Genomic DNA, 25,903 nt, shown 5'->3' with positions numbered 1-25,903 from the left:
AAGGCACCATCTAAAGTGCTATAATTTAATTACAACCAAAAGTATTTGAAAATCCCTTTAAGCTATAGGTCCAGCCCTAACTTCAGGAATATTATAAGAAGAGTTATCTATTGCAATTGCAATATTTCTTTGTACTACGTATGCTAATTTTTCAGTTTTGTTTTTTTCTTCGCTTTGTACCTTATTTAGGATAGCATAACTATCTGGAGTAAAAAAGCGAATAACTTCTGATTTTAATTCCAGGACATTTCCACTAGAACCTACTAGATCTTGAATGTCTTGAATTTCATATACCTCTAGTTGATACTTTTTTAAATCCTTCTCAAAAGGAAAGTCGGTATTGTCTTTATTAAAATCATAAGAAGCGTGATCAAGTGTTACACTTCTTTCTTTTGAAAATATTTTTTTTATTTCGGCAACATCAACATCACTATAATAGGTGATCTTTAGTATTCCGTTTCCAGATTCTTGTATTTTAATATTATCAACAGATACGGCTTGTAATTGACTCTTAACAAGCGCTATTGCATCTTGAGTTTCTGTAGGTGTCACTTCGACATCAGTAAATTGAAGTACAATTTCCTGATTAGGCACAGAAGCTTTATCCAAGCTAATACCAATAATAGCTAGGGCAAAAATTAAAGCACTTATGTACCACTTATTTTTCATGCGTCAAATATAAAAAACAAAGATTGTAATTATATCGTATAAATGAATCGATCATTTTTACAAAACGCACAAATATAGGATTTCAATTAGGAGTATCCAATATTTTTTACACTCGTAAAATTGTTTTCTAAAAATTGTCGTAAAACAAGAAAGAGATCATTTTTCAACGATCTCTTTCTTATATGACTATGAGTACGCTTTCGCGAAAGCGTAAACACTATACTACTTATGCGTCTAAAAGCGCATTTGTCTTCTTAACTCCAGCAGCACTTTCTTCTAAGTGCGCTCTTTCTGCATCACTTAAATTGATTTCTACTACTTTTTCAATTCCATTACGACCTAATACTACAGGTACTCCAATACATAGATCTGAAAGTCCGTATTCTCCTTCTAGTAATGTAGAACAAGGGAATATTTTCTTTTGATCACAAGCGATTGCTTGAACAAGTCCTGATACTGCTGCTCCTGGTGCATACCAAGCAGAAGTTCCCAAAAGTTTTGTAAGTGTCGCACCTCCAACCTTAGTATCTTCTAATACTTGTTGTAAACGTTCTTCACTTATATATTCTGATACTGGTACACTGTTACGTGTCGCAAGTCTTGTTAATGGAACCATTCCTTTATCAGAATGTCCACCAATCACCATACCATCTACATCTGAAATAGGAGCTCCTAGAGCTTCTGCAAGACGGTATTTAAAACGAGCACTATCTAAAGCTCCTCCCATACCAATAATACGGTTTTTAGGAAGTCCTGTTACTTTATGAGTTAGATAGGTCATTGTATCCATAGGATTAGATACAACTATTAGAATCACATTTGGAGAATGCTCAACAAGATTTGTTGATACTGTTTTTACAATTCCTGCATTAATTCCTATAAGTTCTTCACGAGTCATTCCTGGTTTACGAGGAATTCCAGAAGTAATTACCGCGATATCACTTCCCGCTGTTTTACTATAATCACTTGTAGATCCAGTAATCTTTGTATCAAAGCCATTAAGGGATGCTGTTTGCATTAAGTCCATTGCTTTACCTTCAGCATATCCTTCTTTAATATCTAATAATACAACTTCGCTTGCAAAATTTTTAATAGCGATATATTCGGCACAACTTGCTCCTACAGCTCCTGCACCTACTACGGTAACTTTCATAAAATTATTTTTTTGAATTTATAATTATTTAGTATGTAGTCGCAAAAATACGGCTTCTTTAACATTTAATCCATAAGGAAGGGTTAAAAGAGAGTTTTATCGTGGTACATTTTTCTATTTAAAAATATATACTATGGGTAACAAAATGATATACTTTACTCTATACTTTATACAGACACCCCGATACCATATGTCTGGGATGTTTATTATACATTAATAAACAGATAATCAAATTAAAAAACACTGTTTATTGCATTGCAAAATCCTAAGCCTAATTTAAATTCAAAAATTATGAAAAAATTATTTTTTTTAACAACACTATGCATTCTATGTATGATCACTGGGTGCGAAAAAGACGACAGTATAAATGATTCTTTACAACTAGATACAGAAAACATAACTTCTGACTATAACGTAGCAAATACTCAATCCTCTTTAGGAGAGATTATAATCAAATATAAAGATGGCATTAATGAAGCAGAAAAACAGGTCATAAGAAACCAATACCAAGTCACAAATTATAAAAATTGTACTTGTGCAGACCCTACTCTTGAATTATGGATTTTTGATATAGACGATAACGGTACAACTTCGAGTGGTCTGGATTTAGAAACCGTTGTTAATGGTACCAGAGAAACACTTGGAGTAGAAGAATCTCAAATGAATGAGATTATAAAACATAGAAGTGCTAAATTAAACAGCTCTTTTGGGCCTGAAGATATAAATAACGCAACTAATTTATTAACTTCTTCTAATGATGGAGTAACAATCGCTGTTTTAGATACAGGTATTGATTATAACTACTTTGGTTTTGACTCCCCTTTTCTATACAATACTCAATTAAATACCAATACCTGTTCAGAAAATGGAATGACCGATTACTTTGGGTGGGATTTTGTAAATAGTGACTATGACCCTTTTGATGATCATGGACATGCAACTGAAGCTATCTATATGATGTTTGAAAGGCTAACATCTCAAAATATTAATTTTCAGATACTTCCTATAAAAGTATTTGATGAGAATGGTGATGCTCGTTATTTTGATATCCTTTGTGGTTTTAAATATGCTACTAATAATAGTGATGTAAAAATCATCAATATGAGTTTTGGCTGGTATAATATAGATTACGGACTCTTAAGACAGTTTATTACAGAAACGCAAGATGATGTCCTTATTATAACTTCTGCTGGTAATTATAAAAATGACAATGATATTACTCCTCATTACCCGTCTTCTTATGAAACCGATAATATACTTTCTATAGCCTCATGGAACGGAAACATATATAACCCACATCTATCAAAGTTTTCAAATTATGGAATACAATCTGTTGATATTGCAGCACCTGGAGAAGACATCCCTTTTTACTTAGATCAGAATGAATACATTTTGCTTTCGGGCACTTCTTATTCGGCAGCATATACATCTGCTGTTGCTGGCCAACTATACGTCCCTGATATAGCTCCATCACAACATATCCAAAACATACTTTCTGTATGTACAGTAAATAACAACTTAGAAAGAATCAAATATCACTCATATTTACACTACTAATCAGGTTTGAATAATTAGGTTTAGGTAGACACTATATTGTTTAGACCACTAGGGAAGGAGGTAAAACTCCTTCCCTAAAATAGTATATATTTACGTTATAAAACATTATTTATGAGAGGAGTAAGAGAAATACCTTTAATATCATTTTTATGTTTGTTTACACTTCCTATTTGGCCTCAAGATTCTCCAACTACCTATATCGATTCTATTACAGCACTACAAATAACCAATGACCAAAAAGAACTTCAAATAGAACGTTATTTCTCGTCACTACCCGAGGACACTCCTTATTTAGAAGATGCCTATTATGAATATTCAAAATGGTGTTTCCTTTATAATGGAGATCATGAAAAAGGGCAGTTATATGGTAGAATGGAACGTGTTTTACGATTAAAAAAACATGACTCTACAGCAGATAAAACAAAACGAAATTTATATAATCTTGGTTACTTTTATTATAATTCAGATAACCCAAAACCATGGAAATCAAAAGCCTATTATGATACTTTGGTATCCATTTCTAAAGATCATGAGGTAAGACTAGGCAGAGCCTATGGAGAGTTAGGTCTTGTTTATGATAAATGGGGAGATTTTCAAAACGCACTTGAACATTTTTTATTATCAGAACAGATTCTTAGGGAGAAAAAATACTATAATCAGGCGGTCAAAGTCCTCAATAACATTTTAGCAATGTATGTAGAATTAAATGACGCTACGTATTTAAATGATTTTATTCAAATTAAAAAAAAGATAGAAACTTATAACAAATCAGATATTTCTAGTTCAACCAAGGCTAAAATTATATATAATACTGCCGCCATGTATCTGGTTGCAGGTTTACTAGAAGATGCAGAAAAAAATGCTCTCAAATCTTTTGAAAGTTATAAAAGCTTAGGTATCCCAAATAATATATTTAATTCTATAATTTTATTAGGAGTTATTGAAACTAAAAAAAATAATTTTAATAAAGCAAGAGATTATTTTAATCAAGCATATACGTATACTGAAGACAAAAAAGTTCCACTAAGTAATATTTCAAATAATTTAGGGAGTCTTGATCTCGAAATGGGAAATTATGAAAGAGCATTAGAACATTATTACGATGCAATTTCTTTAATAAGCAAAGGAGACACGCTATCACCTAGAAGACAGCTACCTATCCAAACAGAAATTAGTATTTCACCAGATAAAAAGCAGCTTTTTAGTTATTTATATGACTTATCAAAAGCATGGATAATCTATTATGAAAAAGATCAAAAAGAAGAATACTTACTAGAAGCACTTAAGGTTTTAAAATATGCAGATGCTACTATAGATGAACTTTTTCTCGAAAGTCAAGAAGAATTATCAAAACTAGATTGGCGTAAAAAAGCATCTCATGTATATATGGATGCTATCAAAACTGCTTACCTTCTCAACAAACCAGAAGTTGCCTTATACTATATGGAAAAAAAGAAAGGGCTTCTCTTACTAGAAAACACTACAGAAATACTCGCAAAACAAAGAGCTAATATCCCCCAATATATATTAGAAAAAGAAGAAGTTATTTTATCTGACATCAGGAAGCATCTAAACTCACTTACAGACATTTCGTCTACAGAAATGCAATCAGAAGCTACAGAAATTGTAAAAAAAGATTTGTTTTCTTTAAAAAATAAGTATCGAAAGTTTATAGATTCTATTGAAGTTTTATATCCCGTATATGTCAATACTAAAAAACAATTAAACATTTCTTCTTTAAAAGATATTCAGAAAACACTAAAGGCAGACGAGCAAGTCATAGACTATGCTCTTGGAGACAGTTTAGGATACGTGATGTTGATTACAAAAAACGACATTCAATTTAAACAAATTCCAACGTCGTTATCAGATCTTCGGCAACAAATTGATGAATTTCAAAACACCTTAATCCAACCTCTTACGAATACTCAAGAAATAGCAAACTATAAAAAAGCAGCAACAAACTTATCTCAAGTATTACTTCCTTTTAAACGCTTTCGCGAAAGCGGACCACAAACAGCTTTAATCATTATTCCTGATGGGATGATTCAGAAAGTCCCTTTTGAAGCACTCACAATATCTGAAGAATTACACATACCAAAAACATACTTTATTTCTTCCTATACAATTACCTATAAATATTCTCATTCATTAGACGAACACATAGCACAATTACGACCTGCAAATAATAACTCAATAAGTTTCTTACCTACCGATTTTATAAATAGTTATTTAACAACATTACCTTTTAGCACTAAAGAAGCAAAAGGAATAAGCAATTATTATCAAGATCACACCTATACACATGAAATGGCTTCTAAAGAATTATTTTTAACTGAATTTGACAATAATGCCATCATTCATATCTCTACACACGGAGGAACCGATAGTGATGGGCCTTGGCTCGCTTTTTATGATAGCAAACTTCGACTAGAAGAACTTTATTCTCCAAAAAACAGAAAAGAACTTGTTGTTTTAAGCGCTTGTAAAACTGATGTAGGTGACATTAAAAAAGGGGAAGGAGTTTTTAGCATTAAAAGAGGTTTTTTTAAAGCTGGTGCAAGAAGCGTCATATCTACCTTATGGGATGTTAATGAAAAAGCCAATATGGAAATCATTACGGGTTTCTATAAAGAAATAGCATCTGGAAAGAAAAAATCGCAAGCCCTTAGAAATGCTAAACTTTCCTATCTCAAAAAACATGCTAATACGAGCGAAACATCTCCTTATTATTGGAGCGGCATTACATTAACAGGACATGATAGCACAATAGACTTAGGAGTAACATCTACTATTTATTTATGGATATTTTCTTTAAGTATCCTACTTATTATACTCTTTTTACTATTCAAAAAACGTTTACGCAAGTAACCTTGAATGCTCATAAAAATAGCTATTGTTATTTCCCTTCATAATTGTATTAGTTTCTTTCTTATCCTATTACAAGTTTCTCGGGCACTGACTTTAAAAAACCAGCAATAGTATGAGCTGTTATAAATATTTTGTTAGCCGACATTTTTCAAGTAATTTAATCGAGCCATTTCAATGTATTTCGTTCTATGAATAAAACAGATCCTTTTATTGTAGGTTTTCTTAATGGAGAACCAGATACATTTAATAAGATTTACACCGAATCTTTTCCCGCAGTACAACGCTACATAGTAAACAGAAGTGGCTCTAAGCAAGCTGCAGAAGACATTTTTCAGAATGCATTGGTTACTCTTTTTGTGAAATTAAAAAATGATGAATTGCAGATTAAATCTTTTAATAGCTATCTATTTACAATCTGTAAAAACTTATGGCGAAGAGAATGCTCTCAAAATAGGGTAACAAACCTCCCTAATACTCCTCTTATTGATGAAAGTGTAGATTTAGCTAAATTCTCTATTGAGCAAAAACAATGGGAATTATATCAAGAGAAATTTAAAGAGTTATCTGAAAATTGTAGAAAACTACTGACGATGAGTTTAAAAAAAATTGCCTATAAAGATATTGTAACGTTCTTTAATTATGCCTCTGAAACTGTAGCAAGACAACGTGTTTTTAAATGCAAATCACGTTTAACAAAGCTCATTAAAAAGGATTCTAGATACCTACGACTTAAACCTTAAATTATGAATGAGAACGAGTTAGAACATGACATTATAGAACGTTATCTCCGAAAGGAAATGACGCCTGGAGAACAGACTCTTTTTGAAAAAAACATAAAAGAAAACCCTAATTTAAAAGAACAAATTGCACTATATAAAGCACTATATAGTATACCTGAAAATGATGATTGGTTTGAGTTTAATGGAGATTCTGACGTCGTAAAAAAAGAAGCCTCATTGTTTAGATCACAAGAAACATTAGAATTTTCAGAACGTCTCAAAAAATTTCGTAACACAACAAATCCTAAACAAAAGAAAAAGATATTTAATATACAGTTGCTTAGTACAGTTGCTGCTGTTATCATTATTGCCATTTTTATATTTTACCCTAAAGACTATGATCCAGCATCATTATTTGAGCAGTATCATAATTGGGATGAACTTCCTTCTTATGTTTCAAAAGGAGATAGTAATAGTGATATCTATAAAGAACTAGAGTTACTTTTTCATGCCAAAGAATATCAAAATGTTATCACACAGGCCAATACCTTAGATGCTTCAGTTTATGAGTTTGACCAACAAGCAATACTATTTGTAGGAGTTTCTCATCTAGAGTTACATCAATATGAAAAGGCATTAAAGATATTTGATTCCCTTTTACAGAGTAACTCTATAGATGCTCATAAAGGACATTGGTACAAAGTGCTAACTTTCTTAAAACAAGGAAACAAGGAAAAGGCAATACAAACTCTAGAAATCATTTCTAATAACTCAGCCTATTATAAACATAACGAGGCAAAAGAGCTTCTAAAAAAATTAGAGTAATTCTTTTATCAAATATTAAAAACATAAAAAGCTGAACAACCATATTGTTGTTCAGCTTTTTAAATTAAGAATGTAATTTTATATATTAATTTTTAATATCCAAAACTGTATATCGTTTTATACTAAGCATCAATATTTGCATACACAGCGTTTTTCTCTATAAACTCACGACGAGGTGGAACCTCATCTCCCATAAGCATTGAGAAAATACGATCTGCTTCGGTTCCATTATCTATCGCTACTTGTCTTAATGTTCTAAATTCAGGATTCATGGTTGTATCCCATAGTTGTTCAGCATTCATCTCTCCAAGACCTTTATAACGTTGTATAGACACGCCTTGACCTCCATATGATTCTGCGATTTGATCACGTTGTTCATCATCCCAAGCATATTGCTTTTTCTGTCCTTTTTTTACAAGATATAATGGCGGTGTTGCAATATATACATAACCGTTTTCTACAAGTTCTTTCATATAACGGAAGAAGAACGTTAATATCAGTGTTGATATATGACTACCATCGACATCGGCATCACACATAATCACTACTTTATGATAACGTAATTTTGAAAGATTCAAAGCTTTACTATCTTCTTCGGTTCCTATGGTAACTCCAAGAGCAGTAAAGATATTTCTGATTTCTTCGTTTTCAAAAACTTTATGTTGCATCGCTTTTTCTACATTCAAGATTTTACCACGTAATGGCAAAATAGCTTGAAACTCACGATCACGGCCTTGTTTTGCCGTTCCTCCTGCCGAATCTCCCTCTACAAGAAATACTTCACATAATGTTGGATCGGTTTCAGAACAATCAGATAATTTTCCAGGAAGACCTCCGATACTCATCACGGTCTTACGTTGCACCATCTCACGTGCTTTTTTAGCCGCATGACGTGCTTGCGCCGCAAGAATTACCTTTTGTACGATTACCTTTGCATCGTTAGGATTTTCTTCCATGTAAATTTCGATCATTTCTGCAACTGCTTGCGAAACGGCCGATGTTACTTCACGGTTTCCTAATTTTGTTTTGGTTTGCCCTTCAAACTGAGGCTCTCCTACTTTTACAGATATGATCGCTGTTAATCCTTCACGGAAATCATCTCCCGCAATATCAAACTTAAGCTTATCTAGCATTCCAGAATTATCTGCAAACTTCTTTAAAGAACCTGTAAGACCACGACGGAAACCAGCTAAATGTGTTCCTCCTTCGTGGGTATTAATATTATTTACATACGAGTGTAAATTTTCTGAATAACTATCATTATAAATCATAGCTACTTCTACAGGAATACCATTTTTTTCTCCTTCCATAGAGATTACATCTCCTATGATGGCATGACGTGTTCCATCTAAGAAACGTACAAACTCGGCAAGACCAATCTCACTATAAAAAGTTTCTCCCTCAAATGTTCCATCTTCTTTTGGTTGACGTTTATCTTCAAGAGTAATTGTTAATCCTTTATTTAAATATGACAGTTCTCTTAAACGAGAAGCAAGCGTATCATAGTTATACTCTACCGTTTGTGTAAAGATGCTTGTATCTGGTAAAAAAGTAACTTCTGTACCTGTAAAATCAGTTTCCCCAATGGCCTTAACAGGGTACATTGCCTTTCCTCTTTCATATTCTTGCTCCCAAACTTTACCTTCTTTATATACCGTTGCTCTTAGATGATCAGAAAGTGCATTTACACAAGAAACTCCAACTCCGTGAAGTCCTCCAGAAACTTTATATGAATCTTTGTCAAATTTACCTCCAGCTCCGATCTTAGTCATAACAACCTCAAGAGCAGATACTCCTTCTTTTTTGTGTATTCCTACAGGAATACCACGACCGTTATCACGTGTTGTAATAGAGTTATTTTCATTAATAGTAACATTGATCGTATCACAGTGTCCAGCCATCGCTTCATCGATGGAGTTATCAACAACTTCATATACCAAATGGTGTAATCCTCTTACGCCTACATCACCGATATACATCGATGGTCGCATACGTACATGTTCCATCCCTTCAAGGGCCTGAATACTATCTGCTGAATACTGATTTTTGTTAGCGTCTTCGCTCATATGTAGTCTTCTTAAATTGTCTTAAAAATCAAAGGTTAACAAATATAGAAAAAGGGTATCTTCTACAGGTCAAAAACAGCATCAAAAGCCTTGAAGTTATCAACAATTTGTGAAAAACAAAATACTCGGGAGATATAGTATTTATGCGCTTTCGCGAAAGCGTACCCTCACAAAATCAAATTTATTTATGAATGACATATTATCAAACAAAAAACGCTAGCATATAGCCAGCGTTTTTACCTATTATAATCCATGTTTTCAATAAGCATCTTCATGTACCATGGCTACGGCTCTTCCAGATGGATCATTCATATTTTTAAAAGCTTCATCCCACTCTAAAGCAATAGGCGTACTACACGCTACAGAAGGAACAGAAGGAACACATAACGCAGCAGCATCACTTGGAAAATGCTCTTCAAAAATAGTACGATAATAAAGTTCTTCTTTATTTTGCGGTGTATGGATTGGGAAACGGTGATGCGCATTCTCCATTTGCACATCGCTCACTGCCTTATCTACCACCTGTTTAAGTGTATCTATCCAACTATAGCCTACCCCATCAGAAAACTGTTCTTTTTGCCTCCAAGCAACACTATCTGGTAAGTATTTTTCAAAAGCTTTACGCAATACCCATTTCTCCATTCCTCGACGTTCTTTTGTAATCATTTTGTCCTTTGGATTAAGACGCATAGCAACATCCATAAATTCTTTATCCAGAAAAGGAACACGCCCTTCAATTCCCCAAGCAGCTAGTGATTTATTTGCACGAAGACAATCATACATATGTAATTTATCCAGTTTACGAACAGTCTCTTCATGAAAATCTTTTGCTGTTGGAGCCTTATGAAAATATAAATATCCTCCAAAAATCTCATCGGCTCCTTCTCCAGAAAGGACCATTTTTACTCCCATAGATTTAATAACTCGTGCCATTAAATACATAGGCGTACTCGCTCGTATTGTTGTAATGTCATAGGTTTCTAAATGATAAATCACATCTCGGATAGCATCTAGACCTTCTTGAATTGTAAATTTAATTTCGTGATGTACAGTCCCTATATGATCTGCCACTATTTGAGCCGCAGCAAGATCTGGCGAACCTTCTAGTCCAATACTAAAAGAATGTAGTTGTGGCCACCAAGCTCCTTGTTTATCTCCAGACTCAATACGTTTTTCTGAGTACAACTTTGCTACAGCACTAGTAATAGAAGAATCTAATCCTCCAGAAAGCAACACTCCATAAGGAACATCACTCATTAATTGCCTCTTTACAGAAGCGGCCAATGCATCGTGCAAATCATCAATACTTGTCTCGTTATCTTTTACAGCATCATACTCCATCCAATCTCTCTTGTACCATTGTACTAGTTTACCATCTTTACTAGACATATAATGCCCTGGAGGGAATAGCTCAATTTTTGAACAAACGCCTTCTAATGCTTTTAGTTCTGAAGCTACATAAAATGTTCCGTGCAAATCCCATCCCATATACAAAGGAATAATCCCCATATGATCACGGGCAATAAAGTACGTATCTGTTTTGGTATCATATAAAGCAAAACCAAAAATTCCATTAAGATCATCTACAAAATCCTCCCCTTTCTCTTCATATAGTGCAAGGATGATCTCACAATCTGAAGCCGTTTGAAATTCGTAGTCTGTTGTAAGGTTTTTTTTGAGCTCTTCATGGTTATAAATTTCTCCATTGGCTGCAAGCACTAAGGTAGCTTCCTTATTAAATAATGGTTGTTTTCCAGAAGCTGGGTCTACAATAGCTAGACGTTCGTGAGCTAAGATTGCTTTTTCTGCATGATATACACCATTCCAATCCGGACCTCTGTGTCTAATTTTCTTAGACATTTCTAATATCTGAGGACGTAATGTCATCACATCTTGCTTTAATTCAAAGGCGCATACTATTCCGCACATAATGATCTTATTTTAAATTGATAAGCCAAAAATGCAATTATACTTTCATTAATAAAACTATAAATCAAGTATTAATTACATATTGAAACAAAAAATAGATTTATAATGATTATTCAAAAGAATTTTGCTTTCGCGAAAGCATACCTCGCAAGATTTTGAAAGTTTTTACAACAAATTACGACTGAACATTCTGAAAAAATCTTAGGTTTTATTTAACAATCTATAATAGATACCCACTGTATCTTTAACCAAAATTAAACTCAAAATGAAAAAATTATTTACAATTGCTCTAGTAGTAATAGCTTTTATAGCTGCTCCTACAGCTAATGCTCAAGATGAATTTGCTGGTCTTCAAAAAAGCCCAACAGACATTTCTTATGCAAAAACAGATCGTCGCGCAAAGCCAACAATGAAAGTAGTTTATAGTCGTCCACAGAAAAAAGGTCGTGAACTTTTTGGAAAATTAGTTCCTTACGGAAAAGTATGGCGTACTGGTGCAGATGAAGCTACTGAGATCAAACTGACAAAAGATTATAAATTTGGAGGTAAAACAGTAAAAGCTGGAACATATTCTTTATTTACAATACCTGGAGAAAAAGAATGGACAATCATTCTAAATTCAGATCTTGATGATTGGGGTGCATATGCATATAAAGAAGCAAACGATGTTGCTCGTATTACAGTTCCTGTAGCTAGCGGAAAAGAAGTGGAGTCTTTCTCTATTGCATTTAAAGGAGTAGACGCAGGATATCACCTTGTTATGGGATGGGGAACTACACGTGTTGAAGTACCTTTTTACAACTAAGAAATACTATATAATACATAAAAAAAGTCCTCCCAATGGGAGGACTTTTTTTATGTATTCAAATCACTTGGATCAATACTAGTCCCTATTATATCACATTTTTGCTTCAATGTTGCATCATTAAGAAGGCCTATTCTATAACAACGTGCTAAGAAATAATACATCGCATTTACCAATTCTTTTCGTGTCGTATCTAATTCTGAACTTGGCATACGCATAGGTGGTGATGGTGGTGGTGGATTTCCATCACTTAATTCACATTTTCCTCTACAAATTTGACAATAATCAGAGACCCTTACATCATGTTTTTCTACCCATTCTTTTTGAGTATCACACATACTGGTAAATCGATATCTGTAGGCATCGATTACTTTTTGAGCATCGATTACTTCTTGTAGCCAAAAGTCAATATTGGCAAATTGCCCAACTACATGATGTGAATATCCTGTCGTAAATTTCCGTAATTGTACTGTGATTAAATTTGCTTTTTCTATCGTATAAATCATTCATCAGTTTTAATTACTATTATTTGAGATAGCAATAGTAAATTCAAACAACGAAATGATTTTGCGTAGTTCTTATAATTTATAATAATTATTCTTTGAAGAAAAGAATATCTATTGAGGCAAAAGCAACTTTGCAATTTTTGCTTCCCATTTTTTTTCAGCCTCCCTATTAATTGAATGATTTGTTTCTTCGTCAAATTTCTTTTGCATCTCACGTCGCTCATTTTCTATTCTATCATAAAGTGCCTTTACTTCTGCTTTAGAATTTGAAGTAAAAGAATAGGATCTAATACGTGCATTGAGCATACGCGCATGTACTTCTGTAATATCAAAATGAGTTTGTTCATGTTTTAACAAAGCTCTTGTTGTATCTTTTGCCTTATACCAAGAATACTCAGGGTAAAAATGAGCTGTTACATACGTCTCCGACTTATCTAGGATTCCATTTGCATCTATTACATATGATTGACTCATGCCACTACTTGTACTAGCTACAAACTTATCCCCTCTTTTAGATTTTCCTTTAAAATCGGACCAAGACAATGTTACATCAGATTTCCAAGCAATACGTTCTGGAGCTACCATAAATGAACATAATACGATCAAACCAATAATCCCAAGTACTTTATTTCGATTCATATATCAGGTCTTTTGTTTCTTTTTGCGAGCTGCTGGAAAAAGAACATTATTTAATATCAAACGATATCCTGGAGAATTAGGGTGTAGTTCCAACTCTGTTTTAGGATCTCCTACTCTATGACGATAATCTTCTGGGTCATGACCACCATAAAATGTAAAAAAGCCTTTTCCTTTGATTCCGTGTATGTATCTCGCTTCCCCATTTGTTAGGTTTTCTCCCATAACAAGGACATTTGATTTTATAGTATTTGCATCATATGAGGTTGTTTGCCCCATAAATCCTTTTACTAAAGCTGTATGATTTTGACATAACATTGTAGGAATAGGATCCCATTTTGCGCTATAATCTTTAAGGGTAAAATAATCTGTTTCAAAAGGGATACGACGTTTACGCGTCATATCTATGGTAGAAAATTCATACGTTGTAGGAGAACGCTCTAAGGTAAAGTCTTTAAACGCAAATGTTTTCCCAAAGTCTATTTTAGATTGATATCCTGCTTCTGAGGCATCACCGTCAAACATGGGTTCACAAATATCTACTCCTTCAGCGGCAAGTGCAATATCAAAACTATCGGTAGCACTACACATAGCAAACATAAAACCTCCACCTACAACATAGTCTCTTATTTTTAAAGAGACATCTCTTTTCTCTTCAGACACTTTATCATAACCCAGTTTTGCAGCTAAGTTCTCAGCTGTTTTCTTTTCTTCTATATACCAAGGTGCTGAACGGTAGGCTCCATAAAACTTACCAAACTGTCCTGTAAAATCTTCATGATGTAAATGCAACCAATCATACAATATTAATTGATCACTTAACACTTCCTCATCATAAATCGTCTCATAAGGAATCTCTGCATAGGTTAACACCATCGTTACGGCATCATCCCAAGGCACTTTACTATCTGGAGTATATACCGCAATTTTAGGTGCTTTTTCAAGAACAACCGCTTCCATATTCTGAGAAGGGCTTCCTATCATAGTAAGTAATTCTTCGGTTTTACTATCAGATAATACCTCGTAAGAAACCCCACGTATGGTGCACTCTCTTCTGATCTCTTCTGTATCTGGCAATAAAAAAGAACCGCCTCTATAATTAAGTAACCACTTTACTTTGATTTGCTGATCAAGGGTCCAATAGGTAATTCCGTAAGCTTTAAGGTGTTCCTTCTGCCCTTCTAAGTCCATGGGCAAAAGTATATAAGATGCTTGTGCAAACTGACCAAACATGATAAAAACAAATACTATTAAAAAATTTTTCATAAGCAATAACACAGACTATCAACTGGTATAGTCTGTAACGTTTAAAAATACGGTTTTCTTATGACAAAAGTGGTGCCAGAGTGAGGGATTAGTATCTAGTTAACAGTATGAAGTTATACAGTCGATGATTAATAGAATCTAGATTGCTTCACTTAAAGAATCAAGAGACAAGAAAAAATATATAAAAACCAACTTTATCTAAGAAGGAAAAATTTCAAATAGTCACTCAGTATTTTTAATATTCCAATTAAAATTTAGTGCTTTACACTTGGGACAAACTATATATTCAGAATCTAATTTATTAAAATTACATCTCTGACAAGTCCGATCCATTTTGACTATTGTAAAACAGTTATTTTAAGTAGGCACAACACGGTAATGTCTTCTTAAAAAGGCACTCCATCATCTTCGCCTCCAAAAGCTTGATCTGGTGATGGGAGACTATCTGGTTTAAAGGTGTCATCATTTGCAGCAGCATTCATACTACTGTGGAATTCATAAGGTGTACTAAAGTCATCTAGGTTATCAAACTTACCTAAGTGGCCTATAAACTTCAATCGGATGTTATCTAAACCTCCATTACGGTGTTTTGCAACAATAAATTCTCCTTGGCCTTCTGTCGGGCTACGCTCTTCATCATCCCATTCTTCAATCTTGTAGTATTCCGGACGATAGATAAAAGATACAATATCTGCATCTTGCTCAATCGCTCCAGATTCACGAAGATCGGATAGTAAAGGTCGTTTGCTTCCCCCACGTGTCTCTACAGCACGAGATAACTGTGATAAGGCAATTACTGGTATAGAGAGTTCTTTTGCCAATGCTTTTAGGTTACGAGAAATCATCGAGATTTCTTGCTCACGATTTCCGCCTCCTTTTTGTGCAGATCCACCTGTCATTAATTGAAGGTAATCTATCATGATAATCTTTATTCCAAATTGAGATGCCAAACGACGTGCTTTTGCCCTCAAATCAAAAATAGAAAGTGATGGAGTATCATCTATAAAAAGCGGTGCTTTTTCTAAACTTTTTACTTTAACGTTAAGTTGCTCCCATTCATGTTTTTCTAATTTACCGGTACGTAATTTCTCAGAAGAAAGTCCCGTCTCTGATGAAATCAAACGTGTAATCAACTGTACTGATGACATCTCCAGAGAGAAGAATGCAACTGGTATATTTTGATCTACCGCCATATTACGTGCCATCGTAAGGGTCATCGCGGTTTTACCCATACCTGGACGTGCAGCTACAATAATTAAATCACTAGGTTGCCATCCCGAGGTCAATGCATCTACTTTTGTAAATCCAGTAGGAATTCCAGACATTCCCTCTTTATTAGACATTTCCTCAATCTTCTTCTTAGCTTGAATTACTAAGTTTTGAGCAGACTCACTACTACGTTTTACATTTCCTTGAGTTACTTCATATAGTTTACTCTCTGCAGTATCTAGTAAATCAAAAACATCGGTGGTATCATCATACGCTTCTTCGATGATTTCGTTTGAAATCTTAATTAAAGATCGTTGGATAAATTTCTGTAATATGATACGTGCATGATACTCTATATGTGCAGATGATGCTACTTTTTGGGTTAACTGAATCAAATAAAAATCACCACCTGCAGCCTCTAATTTTGCCATTTTCTTAAGCTGCTCAGAAACAGTTAATAAGTCAACTGGCTGCCCTTCTTCAAAGAGGATTCTAATAGCTTCAAAAATGTGTTTATGTTGATCTTTATAAAAAACATCTGGAGAAAGAATATCAATAACTTCATCGACTCCTTTTTTATCAATCATCAATGCGCCAATCACAACAACCTCTAAATCAACTGCTTGTGGTGGTATTTTACCTTTTTCTAATGAAATTACTTGTCCTGATGAGATATTATATGCTGGAGTGGGCTTGATTTTTTCCATGGTTACGAATGTAAACAAATTGTTAAAGGGGTTGGTTCTTTTGCAAAAGCTCAATGTCAACACCTCATTAACAATTGAACTGTTAATAAGTTTACTTTATTGTTAATAGTCACAAAAAAATCCGAAACTCAAAAGGTCTCGGATTTGGTGTTAAGTGAAAAAATGGGTCTTAACCTTTAAATACTCCCATTTCTGAATATTTATTCATTCTATTATCTACCAATTCTTCTGGTGATAAGTTTTTTAATTCTTCAAAAGAAGCAACAATTGCCTCTTTTACAGTTTCAAATGTTTGAGCTCTATTTGCGTGTGCTCCTCCTAGAGGTTCTTTAATAATCTCATCGATTACTTTAAGTTTAAGACTATCCTTTGCTGTTAGTTTTAAAGCCTCTGCTGCAATTTCTTTTTGCTCCCAGCTTCTCCATAGTATAGAAGAACAATTTTCTGGAGATATTACAGAATACCAAGCATTTTCAAGCATAAGTACTTTATTACCTACACCTATACCTAAGGCTCCTCCACTAGCTCCTTCCCCTATAATTAACACAATGATAGGTACTTTAAGGCGTGTCATCTCAAGAATATTACGTGCAATTGCCTCTCCTTGTCCTCGCTCTTCTGCTTCTAATCCTGGATATGCACCTGGTGTATCTATAATGGTAATAACTGGTACATTAAACTTCTCTGCACTTTTCATTAGTCTAAGTGCTTTACGATACCCTTCAGGATTTGCCATCCCAAAATTGCGATATTGTCGTGTCTTTGTATTATACCCTTTTTGTTGTCCAATAAACATATAGCTTTGATCTCCGATCTTTCCAAGACCACCGATCATTGCTTTGTCATCCTTAACATTACGATCTCCGTGAAGTTCTAAAAATGTATTTCCACAAATAGCATTTATATAGTCCAATGTATAAGGACGATTAGGGTGTCTTGACAATTGTACACGTTGCCATGCTGTCAAGTTTTTATAAATGTCTTTTTTAGTTTGCGCTAGTTTTTTTTCAATTTGTTTACAGGTTTGGCTTACATCTACATCGCTTTCTGCACCTATAATAACGCATTTTTCTAGTTGTTCTTCTAGCTCTTTAATGGGTAATTCGAAATCTAAATATTCCATTTTCAGTTTATTACCTTTCTCGATTTCTCGAAAGGGGGTTGTTAGGTTTATCTTACAAATATACTAGTTTCTAATCTACTCCTGTTGCTTTTTTTGCACGTAAAAGATTTCTATTTTTTAGAATCCCATTTGCTATGACCACTACAAGTATCACAATGGCTCCGTAATAAAACTCTGGACTCATTTGTTCTTTATCTCCAAGGACCATAAATGCAAGTAAAATACCATATACTGGTTCAAGGTTTATGGTAAGCATAAGTGTATAAGGGCTCAAATGCTTCATCACCTTTACAGAAGCTATAAAAGCATAGGCTGTACAGATTGTAGCAAGAACCAAAAGATATATCCAATCTGTATATGGCAATGCAAAAAAGTTTATTGAAAAGAAGGTATCCGCTTTCGCGAAAGCTAAATACAGCGTAATAAAAAAGGATCCTATTAATAATTCATAAAACGAAATCTTCGTGGGATTGTGTTTATGTACAAATTTGCCATTTACTAATGTAAAAATAGCAGCCAATAATGCAGAAAGCAGTGCAAGTCCTATACCCAGTCTATATTCTGGTTGTACTTCAAAAATTAAATAAAGTGCCCCTATGACAATCAGTCCAAATAAAAGTTCATACCAAATTAATTTACGTTTATAAAAGATAGGTTCTAACAATGCTGTAAAAAAAGCACCTGTACTCATCATAGCCAATGTTATAGAAACATTGGATACTTTAATAGCACCAAAAAACGTCAACCAGTGTAATGCAATAATGACACCTGCTATAGAAAAGGACAAAAGCGCTTTTGGCGAAAGCGAAATATCTATCTTTTTCCATTTAATATACAAGAGAATAAAAACAGAAGCCATCCCCATCCGAAACCAAACTAGTGGCACTGAATCTATACTAATGAGTGCGCCTAATACAGCCGTAAATCCCCATATAAATACAATGAGATGAAAATGTAGATAACTACGTAGTTTAGCGTTTTGCATTTTGCAATAGATATACTGCTAAAATAGCAAACAGAATATTAGGAAGCCACACAGCAACTAGTGGTGGAAAATCAGACTGTTCTGCTAATGTTCCAAATATCTTATCAAAAAAGATAAATATAAAAGCTAGCATAATTCCAAACGCAAGATTAGATCCCATACCTCCTCTACGCTTCATTGCAGATACTGCAACCGCAATAATGGTAAGAATATAAGCAGCAACTGGTAAACTGAAACGTTTTTGAAGTGTTACCTCATAACGACTTATATAAGAAGATCCACGTGCTCTTTCTTTTTTGATAAATTTTCGAAGCTCAGAGGTTGTAAAAGTCTCTGCTATATATTTTACAGGTGTTAAGTCATCTAAGTCAAATGGCAAAATAGTATCTAATTTTTGCTTCCCTTCTAGGATATCTCCATCTATTCCAATAGTACGTTTCTTATAATTAAATAATGTATACGTAGTGTCTTTTGGATTAAATTTAAGTCGAGCTGCTGAGATTTTATAGGTCATTTGGTTTCCGTCAAAATGTTCCCAAGTAAAATCACGTCCAGTTTTTGATTTAGTACTAAAGTTACTTACATAGATATAATCATTATCTGCTATCTGACGATAAATATCTTTTGTTTCTTTATCCTTCTTATGCCTTTTGAGATACTCATAAATAAACTCATTATAGCCTTTATTTGCTCTCGGTGCTAGATATGTCCCTAATACAAATGCTCCTAGACAGACTATTGTTGCTCCAATCATATATGGACGCAAGAATCTCCAAAAAGAAACCCCACTACTTAAAAATGCAATAACTTCTGTATTGTTTGCTAGTTTTGAAGTAAACCAAATAACTGATAGGAAAAGAAATAATGGAAAAAGTAAGTTTGCAAAGTAAATTGTAAAGTTCAAGTAATACAATGCAACTTCAACAAAAGGGACATCATTTGCTAGAATTTTATCTATCTTCTCTGCTAAGTTTACTGTAATCCCAATGGGTATAAATAGCAGAAGCATCGTGAGAAATGTCCCGAGATAACGTTTTACTATGTACCAATCTAAAATTTTCATCTTACAGACGCTTATCCATTTGTTTTACCATCATCTCTTTCCAAGTAACAAATGTACCTGCAAGAATTTGTTTACGAGCTTCTCGTACAAGCCACATATAAAATCCTAAATTATGAATGGTAGCTATTTGCATTCCTAATAACTCATGGCATTTAAATAAATGGCGCAAATATGCTTTACTATATTCTGTATCTACCCAAGTAATTCCCATTTCGTCTATAGGCGAAAAATCATCTTCCCATTTTAAGTTCTTAATATTAATGGTACCATGTGCAGTAAACAACATCCCATTACGAGCATTACGAGTAGGCATCACACAGTCAAACATATCGATACCTAATGCTATGTTTTCTAAAATATTAATTGGAGTCCCTACTCCCATTAAATATCTAGGTTTCTCTTCTGGTAATACAGCCGTCACCACTTCTGTCATAGCATACATCTCTTCGGCGGGTTCTCCTACAGATAATCCTCCTATCGCATTTCCAAAAGCATTAGAATTTGCAATATACTCGGCAGATTGTGTTCTTAAATCTTTATATGTACTTCCTTGTATAATAGGAAATAGCGCTTGCTCATATCCATATAGAGCAGGTGTTTTTTCAAAATGTGTAATACATCTATCTAACCAACGGTGTGTCATATGCATAGATCGCTTTGCATATCTATAATCACAAGGATATGGCGTACACTCATCAAAAGCCATAATGATATCTGCTCCAATCTTACGTTGGATCTCCATGACATTTTCTGGCGTAAACAAATGCATAGATCCATCTACATGAGATTTAAACTTTACTCCTTCTTCTTTAATCTTACGTCTATTAGACAAAGAATACACTTGAAAACCACCACTATCAGTAAGAATAGGACGATCCCAACTCATAAACTTATGTAGACCTCCTGCTTTTTGCAAAATCTCTGTTCCTGGGCGTAAATACAAATGATAGGTATTTCCTAAAATAATATCAGGATCGATATCTTCTCGCAACTCACGTTGGTGTACTCCTTTTACAGAAGCCACTGTTCCAACAGGCATAAAAATAGGAGTCTCGATCACTCCGTGATCTGTTGTAAGCTTTCCTGCTCTTGCTTTACTTGCAGGATCTGTTGTAAGAAGGTCAAATTGCATAGGGCGCAAAGATAGTTTTTATAAATACGATGTGCTATAGGGCTTTTGATAAAATCTAGTTAAAGCAATGTACTTATAAACCAGAGACTAAAAACAATCAAAAACAAGATACTCACAATACTATAAATCTTCATAGGCATACTTAATCGTTCTTTTTTAGGTATCGTTGGATCTCTAAAAACCAGAAAATTACAAATGGCATAAAACGGTGCTGTCAGAAATGATAGAATCGTTGCTGCTTTCACTAACACTCCCATCTCACTTACAAAGAAAAAAAGAATAATACTTGTACCTAGAATAAGGACAACTAGCCAGAATAAGTATGTTTTAAATATCCCTTTAGCACCCAATAAATTTGTAGCGGTAGACATAGCTCTTGGCGATGCATCCAGCGTTGTTAATGTAGTACTAAACATCGTTGTAAAAGCTGCAACTCCTATCAAGACAGTTGCCCAACCTCCTAAGCTTGTCGTATACATATTAATCAACTGTCCTGCAAACACTCCTCCTTTACTAGAAAAAGTCTCACCAGATCCAAACATAATAAGCGCTCCCAACGTTACAAAACAAATTCCCAATACTACAGTTCCAAAATATCCTATATTAAAATCAAATAAGGATGTTTTGACATCATTCTTCTGAGTTTTACCTTTCTCAAGTGTCCATAAAGAATGAAATATAGAAATATCTAATGGTGCTGGCATCCATCCCATAAAAGCGATTAAAAAAGCCAGACCAGCTGCATCAGTAGGTAATAATTGCACGAGTCCTTGCGATGATCCTATTCCATCTGTTTGTATGCTTTCGCGAAAAGCAAAAAGAACCGCAACCATCGTACTTAATGTTAGTATAATAATGATTGCCTTCATTAGACTGTCTAGTAGTTTATAGCGTCCTACGGCAAGAATAAGTGAGCAACCTAATGTAATGACAACACTCCACACTGCTACACTTTCTGATATCCCAAAAAGTTGTACTGCCAGACCAGCTGTCACAATGGTTACTGCAGTTTGTATCGTAAACATAGTAAGCAGCGAAAGCACAAAATAGGTAATCAAAACTCCTCTACCTAAACCTAAATATCCTTCTAGTAAACTTTTTTCTGTCGCTGCTGCATATCGTGGTCCAAATTGAAATGAAGGGTACTTAATAATATTAATAAGAATTAAAGCCCACAATAAACCAAAACCAAAATCGGCTCCAGCACGTGTACTTTGTACTAAGTGAGATACTCCAATAGCTGCTCCTGCAAATAGAAGACCTGGACCTAGTTTCTTAAGAGAGATACTGCTCATCTCTCTGCTTTTTGAATGATATCTGCCAAGAGTCTTCTAGCTCTAAGTAATTTAACCTTTACATTATTCATAGGTTCATTTAATGTTTTTTCCATCTCCTTATAACTCATTTCTTGGAAATATCTCAAGTTAATCATCTCTTGATAATGAGGTTTTAACATTTTAATATATCGTAAGAGTTGCGCAAGATTTTGTTCCTTGATTAATGCATCTTCTGGTGTAGGGTTTTCATCTGGAATTTTATAAACACCGTCTTCTTCTTTTCTGGTAATTTTAGAACGTATAGACGATTCGTGTTTTCTTAAAATATCGATATGAATATTCTTAGAAATTGTAATAAGCCACGTATTAAACTTATACTCTTCTTTATAAGTGCTTATTTTATCAAAAGCTTTCGAGAATGTTTGAATTGTAATCTCTTCGGCTTCATATTCATTTTTAGTACGTTTTAATTGAAAATTATACACTTCATTCCAAAAAGTATTAAGCAAAAAATTATAGGCGCTTTGTTTGCCTTCTTTTGCATTTTGGATTTCAGAAAAAACGGTAGTGGGATTTATTTCCAACGATTAGGTTTTGAGATCAAATTTGTGATAAAGATACTCAATTGGAAAAATAATAAAAATAATTCATTAATAGGATATAAGTATATCACATCTTTTTCTTTGAGCTTATAAGCACTCATTCCTATTGATAACCATGAGATAAGATATCGTGCAACAACACCAATTACCACTATTTCCCATTGAAACAAAAGTGTAAGTAGTAAGGATGCTAGTGCAAAAAACAGTAATTGACTTGTATAAAATAGTCCTAAAAAAAACTTATCTGCAAAACGATAATGTGATGCTACATTTACATGCCTACGCTTCTGAGTAAACCAATCGGAAAATGTCTTCTTAGGTTTTGAAATTGTAAAACTATTTGATTGGTAATTTACTGCAACATTTTCTTTGGTTCCCGCTTGATTTACAAAAAGATCATCATCGCCACTTTGCACTTGCATATGATCTATAAACCCTCGCTGTTCATAAAATAGATGTGTCGTGTAGGCAAGGTTACGACCTACTCCCATATAGGGTTTCCCAGCAATAGCATAACTATAATATTGCATAGCAGTAAGTACTGTCTCAAAACGAATTAATTTATTAAGCCATGAGCCTTTTATCTTTTCATAGGCTCCATATCCTAATACGAGTTCTTTTTTGCCTATAAAGTGATTTGCCATGCCCTGTATCCAATAAGGGGATTCAGGATGACAATCGGCATCTGTAAATAGTAAATGTTTATGGGTTGCTTTTTTAATTCCTAATGTAAGTGCGTATTTCTTACTTCCCCAAAATGCTTCATTATTTTCTACATGTACTTGAACAATATTGGTATGCAATGAGGCAAATTCTTCTATAACATCTTTTGTCTCATCTATGGAGGCATCATTTATAAGTACAAGTTCAAATTCTTGGTACTTTTGTTTCAACCATTTAGGGATGTTTTCTCGTAAATTTTCGGCTTCATTCTTAGAGCAGATAATAAGGGATACAGGAGGTAAGTAAGGGGACGTTTTTTGTTTCGCTTTCGCGAAAGCGAATACAAAGAAAAAAAGATAATAACAGCTATTAATGGCTGCTACTCCTATAAAAGTATATAATACGTAAGTGAGTAGAATCTTCAATATCGTCAGTACTTACTGATCGTTATTACAGTCTCCCATCTCCGAAGGTAATTTACCACACATACCACAAGCTTCTCCATCCTTATTAAGAAATGGGCTTTGGCTTGCACAAGTACCTGCAAATTTACCATCCTTTTTTGCCCATAACTTTATTGCAATTCCTGCAACGGCAAGACCTAAAAGCGCTAGTGTAAGAAGGAGTAATTTCATAGTATATATTTTGTGCAAATATACGAAGAATTCAAAAAATCACTTACTCAAAAACCCATAAAATAGTTAGAAGGAAATATTGGCTACAAGATTATCTACCGTAGCTTCTTTACTGCCTCCTTTGGGTTCTATGGTAATATTAAGACTTGCCATACGTTCTTCGTATGGAATCTCTACAAGGTTTTCTTTGGTTATTTTTAAAATATCCAATGGTACCATATGTCCATCTACATCTGCCCACATTTGATACACCTGCTCATCTGGTAATTCTGGAAGAGCTACTACATGTACGTATGATTTTTTTTCAAGCATATTCACATATGCTACTGTTTCTAGTTTACGGGCATGCCTATTACCTCTTAAGACATACTTTTCTGTAGCAGAGTTATTAAGAATCATAAATTGCTCTTCTACCGATTGAAGTGTTTCTCGGTTAGAAACAATATCATCATTAAGATTCCCTATAAGTTGTGTTGTAAGTCTTCTATCTTCTAGTAGTTCTTGGTTTTGGCGCCAGATCATAAATGTCATAATTCCAAAAAGAATTGTTGCAACACATGCCGTAATAGCTAGTAACGGGATTGCTGGTTTAGAACGAGTCGTGACTTGTTTTAAAATCTTATCCTTAAGATCTGATGGTGCAGTTACAGCATAAGATGTTGCGTATTCTTCTAAATTCTCTTGAAGCTCTATGTACGTTTTCTTCACTTCAGGATACTTTTCTATATAATGCTCTACTTCCTTAGACTCCATAGGAGATGTGGTGTCCATCAAGTAGCGCTCTAGCAAATCGCCTTCTAAAAATATCTTTACTCTCTCATTCATAATGACAAAAATACAATGACTATACCAAATAGCTTGCGCAATTCTCTTAATCCTATTTTCAACCTTGATTTCACAGTCCCTAAAGGAATATCTAACTCATCGCTTGCTTCTTGTTGGGTCATTCCTTGAAAAAAAAGAGCGTCTATAACGACTCTATATTTATCTTCAAGTCCACTTGCATGAGCTGCTATATCAAGGTGTTCTATAGCAAACTTTGTCGTTGGTATATGATATACGTTAGAATCTTGTATTTGGATTTCTTTTACGGTCTTGCGTTGTCTACTTCTTACAGCATCTATGGCTGTATTTTGCACAACTCGGAATAGCCACGTAAACAACCGTGCTTTACTTGCGTCATAACGACTTGCATTTTTCCAGATTTTTACAAAAGATTCTTGCAAGACATCTTGTGCAAGTACTTCATCTTTGGTCACTTTTATAGCAACACCAAATAATGCATCTGCATAGTGATCGTATAATAATCCTATAGCACGTTCATCTTGAGCTTTTAGTAGCTCAACGATATGTTGTTCTATAAATGGTTTCAAAAATGGTTGGTTTTTGATTTAACAAAAGTTTGTGAATGCATAGAAATCTGCTCTTTAAAGTTACGGCGTATCTATTACAAATGAAAACAACTTTTAATTATTAACTCAACAAATCAATTTTTATTATGAAAA

General features: G+C 34.0%; 23 protein-coding genes. 5 read left to right on the top strand and 18 right to left on the bottom strand.

The window, feature by feature from the left end:
• Positions 1-57: 57 nt before the first annotated feature.
• The gene (locus ABJD27_RS09060; protein ID WP_348163314.1) at positions 58-669 is read right to left on the bottom strand and encodes a hypothetical protein; all 612 of its coding nucleotides are present in this window, start codon (positions 667-669) and stop codon (positions 58-60) included.
• A gap of 226 nt (positions 670-895) precedes the next feature.
• Positions 896-1,822, bottom strand: a complete 927-nt coding sequence (gene mdh / locus ABJD27_RS09055; protein ID WP_348163317.1) for a malate dehydrogenase — start codon at positions 1,820-1,822, stop codon at positions 896-898.
• Between the two features lie 291 nt (positions 1,823-2,113).
• On the opposite strand from mdh, the gene ABJD27_RS09050 reads away from it, so the two are divergent.
• The 4 genes from ABJD27_RS09050 (at position 2,114) to ABJD27_RS09035 (ending at position 7,794) form a co-directional block, all read left to right on the top strand.
• Entirely contained in the window at positions 2,114-3,379 is a 1,266-nt protein-coding gene (locus ABJD27_RS09050) for a S8 family serine peptidase (protein WP_348163320.1), read from the top strand.
• Positions 3,380-3,490: 111 nt separating this feature from the next.
• Complete coding sequence (locus tag ABJD27_RS09045) at positions 3,491-6,250, top strand: CHAT domain-containing tetratricopeptide repeat protein (protein WP_348163323.1); 2,760 nt, start codon at positions 3,491-3,493, stop codon at positions 6,248-6,250.
• A 188-nt stretch (positions 6,251-6,438) separates the two neighbouring features.
• Positions 6,439-6,990, top strand: coding sequence for an RNA polymerase sigma factor (locus ABJD27_RS09040; protein WP_348163326.1), 552 nt, complete (start codon positions 6,439-6,441; stop codon positions 6,988-6,990).
• A gap of 3 nt (positions 6,991-6,993) precedes the next feature.
• Positions 6,994-7,794 (top strand): hypothetical protein, encoded by an 801-nt coding sequence (locus ABJD27_RS09035; RefSeq protein WP_348163329.1) that lies wholly within the window; start codon positions 6,994-6,996, stop codon positions 7,792-7,794.
• Positions 7,795-7,916: 122 nt separating this feature from the next.
• Here ABJD27_RS09035 and gyrB read toward each other — a convergent pair whose 3' ends face one another.
• Complete coding sequence (gene gyrB, locus ABJD27_RS09030; RefSeq protein WP_348163332.1) at positions 7,917-9,860, bottom strand: DNA topoisomerase (ATP-hydrolyzing) subunit B; 1,944 nt, start codon at positions 9,858-9,860, stop codon at positions 7,917-7,919.
• A gap of 258 nt (positions 9,861-10,118) precedes the next feature.
• Complete coding sequence (gene asnB, locus ABJD27_RS09025) at positions 10,119-11,789, bottom strand: asparagine synthase B (RefSeq protein WP_348163335.1); 1,671 nt, start codon at positions 11,787-11,789, stop codon at positions 10,119-10,121.
• 265 nt (positions 11,790-12,054) lie between these two features.
• On the opposite strand from asnB, the gene ABJD27_RS09020 reads away from it, so the two are divergent.
• Positions 12,055-12,594: a DUF2911 domain-containing protein gene (locus tag ABJD27_RS09020; protein WP_348163338.1), complete on the top strand. Its 540-nt coding sequence runs from the start codon at positions 12,055-12,057 to the stop codon at positions 12,592-12,594.
• A 50-nt stretch (positions 12,595-12,644) separates the two neighbouring features.
• Here ABJD27_RS09020 and ABJD27_RS09015 read toward each other — a convergent pair whose 3' ends face one another.
• The 14 genes from ABJD27_RS09015 to ABJD27_RS08950 all read right to left on the bottom strand — a co-directional run bounded on the left by ABJD27_RS09015 (position 12,645) and on the right by ABJD27_RS08950 (position 25,771).
• A complete protein-coding gene (locus ABJD27_RS09015; protein ID WP_348163341.1) occupies positions 12,645-13,100 on the bottom strand; it encodes a hypothetical protein in 456 nt (151 codons plus the stop codon).
• 111 nt (positions 13,101-13,211) lie between these two features.
• Positions 13,212-13,739 carry a DUF922 domain-containing protein gene (locus ABJD27_RS09010; RefSeq protein ID WP_348163344.1) on the bottom strand — a complete coding sequence of 176 codons (528 nt, stop codon included), beginning with the start codon at positions 13,737-13,739 and terminating at the stop codon, positions 13,212-13,214.
• Between the two features lie 3 nt (positions 13,740-13,742).
• On the bottom strand, positions 13,743-15,002 hold the full coding sequence (locus ABJD27_RS09005) for an asparagine synthetase B (RefSeq protein ID WP_348163347.1): 1,260 nt from the start codon (positions 15,000-15,002) through the stop codon (positions 13,743-13,745).
• 386 nt (positions 15,003-15,388) lie between these two features.
• Entirely contained in the window at positions 15,389-16,918 is a 1,530-nt protein-coding gene (gene dnaB, locus ABJD27_RS09000) for a replicative DNA helicase (protein ID WP_348163350.1), read from the bottom strand.
• 169 nt (positions 16,919-17,087) lie between these two features.
• The gene (locus ABJD27_RS08995) at positions 17,088-18,041 is read right to left on the bottom strand and encodes an acetyl-CoA carboxylase carboxyltransferase subunit alpha (RefSeq protein WP_348163352.1); all 954 of its coding nucleotides are present in this window, start codon (positions 18,039-18,041) and stop codon (positions 17,088-17,090) included.
• 70 nt (positions 18,042-18,111) lie between these two features.
• Positions 18,112-19,026, bottom strand: coding sequence for a DMT family transporter (locus tag ABJD27_RS08990; protein ID WP_348163354.1), 915 nt, complete (start codon positions 19,024-19,026; stop codon positions 18,112-18,114).
• On the bottom strand, positions 19,013-20,089 hold the full coding sequence (locus ABJD27_RS08985) for an LptF/LptG family permease (protein WP_348163357.1): 1,077 nt from the start codon (positions 20,087-20,089) through the stop codon (positions 19,013-19,015). Before ABJD27_RS08985 ends, ABJD27_RS08990 begins: the two co-directional genes overlap by 14 nt.
• Before the next feature lies 1 nt (position 20,090).
• A complete protein-coding gene (tgt, locus tag ABJD27_RS08980; protein ID WP_348163358.1) occupies positions 20,091-21,221 on the bottom strand; it encodes a tRNA guanosine(34) transglycosylase Tgt in 1,131 nt (376 codons plus the stop codon).
• A gap of 59 nt (positions 21,222-21,280) precedes the next feature.
• Positions 21,281-22,516 carry a divalent metal cation transporter gene (locus tag ABJD27_RS08975; RefSeq protein ID WP_348163361.1) on the bottom strand — a complete coding sequence of 412 codons (1,236 nt, stop codon included), beginning with the start codon at positions 22,514-22,516 and terminating at the stop codon, positions 21,281-21,283.
• Complete coding sequence (locus tag ABJD27_RS08970) at positions 22,513-23,082, bottom strand: sigma-70 family RNA polymerase sigma factor (protein ID WP_348163364.1); 570 nt, start codon at positions 23,080-23,082, stop codon at positions 22,513-22,515. Before ABJD27_RS08970 ends, ABJD27_RS08975 begins: the two co-directional genes overlap by 4 nt.
• Positions 23,073-24,188, bottom strand: coding sequence for a glycosyltransferase (locus ABJD27_RS08965; RefSeq protein ID WP_348163367.1), 1,116 nt, complete (start codon positions 24,186-24,188; stop codon positions 23,073-23,075). Before ABJD27_RS08965 ends, ABJD27_RS08970 begins: the two co-directional genes overlap by 10 nt.
• Positions 24,189-24,200: 12 nt before the next feature.
• Positions 24,201-24,398 (bottom strand): membrane or secreted protein, encoded by a 198-nt coding sequence (locus tag ABJD27_RS08960; protein ID WP_348163370.1) that lies wholly within the window; start codon positions 24,396-24,398, stop codon positions 24,201-24,203.
• A gap of 66 nt (positions 24,399-24,464) precedes the next feature.
• Positions 24,465-25,223: an anti-sigma factor gene (locus ABJD27_RS08955; RefSeq protein WP_348163373.1), complete on the bottom strand. Its 759-nt coding sequence runs from the start codon at positions 25,221-25,223 to the stop codon at positions 24,465-24,467.
• Entirely contained in the window at positions 25,220-25,771 is a 552-nt protein-coding gene (locus tag ABJD27_RS08950; RefSeq protein ID WP_348163376.1) for a sigma-70 family RNA polymerase sigma factor, read from the bottom strand. The genes ABJD27_RS08955 and ABJD27_RS08950 overlap by 4 nt, the downstream gene beginning before the upstream one ends.
• Between the last annotated feature and the right edge of the window lie 132 nt (positions 25,772-25,903).

Origin of the sequence: Dokdonia sp. (assembly GCF_039945015.1) — a bacterium.
Lineage (GTDB): Bacteria > Bacteroidota > Bacteroidia > Flavobacteriales > Flavobacteriaceae > Dokdonia.
Note: the sequence above shows the minus strand (reverse complement) of the source record. Positions and strands in the feature narration are given on the sequence as shown.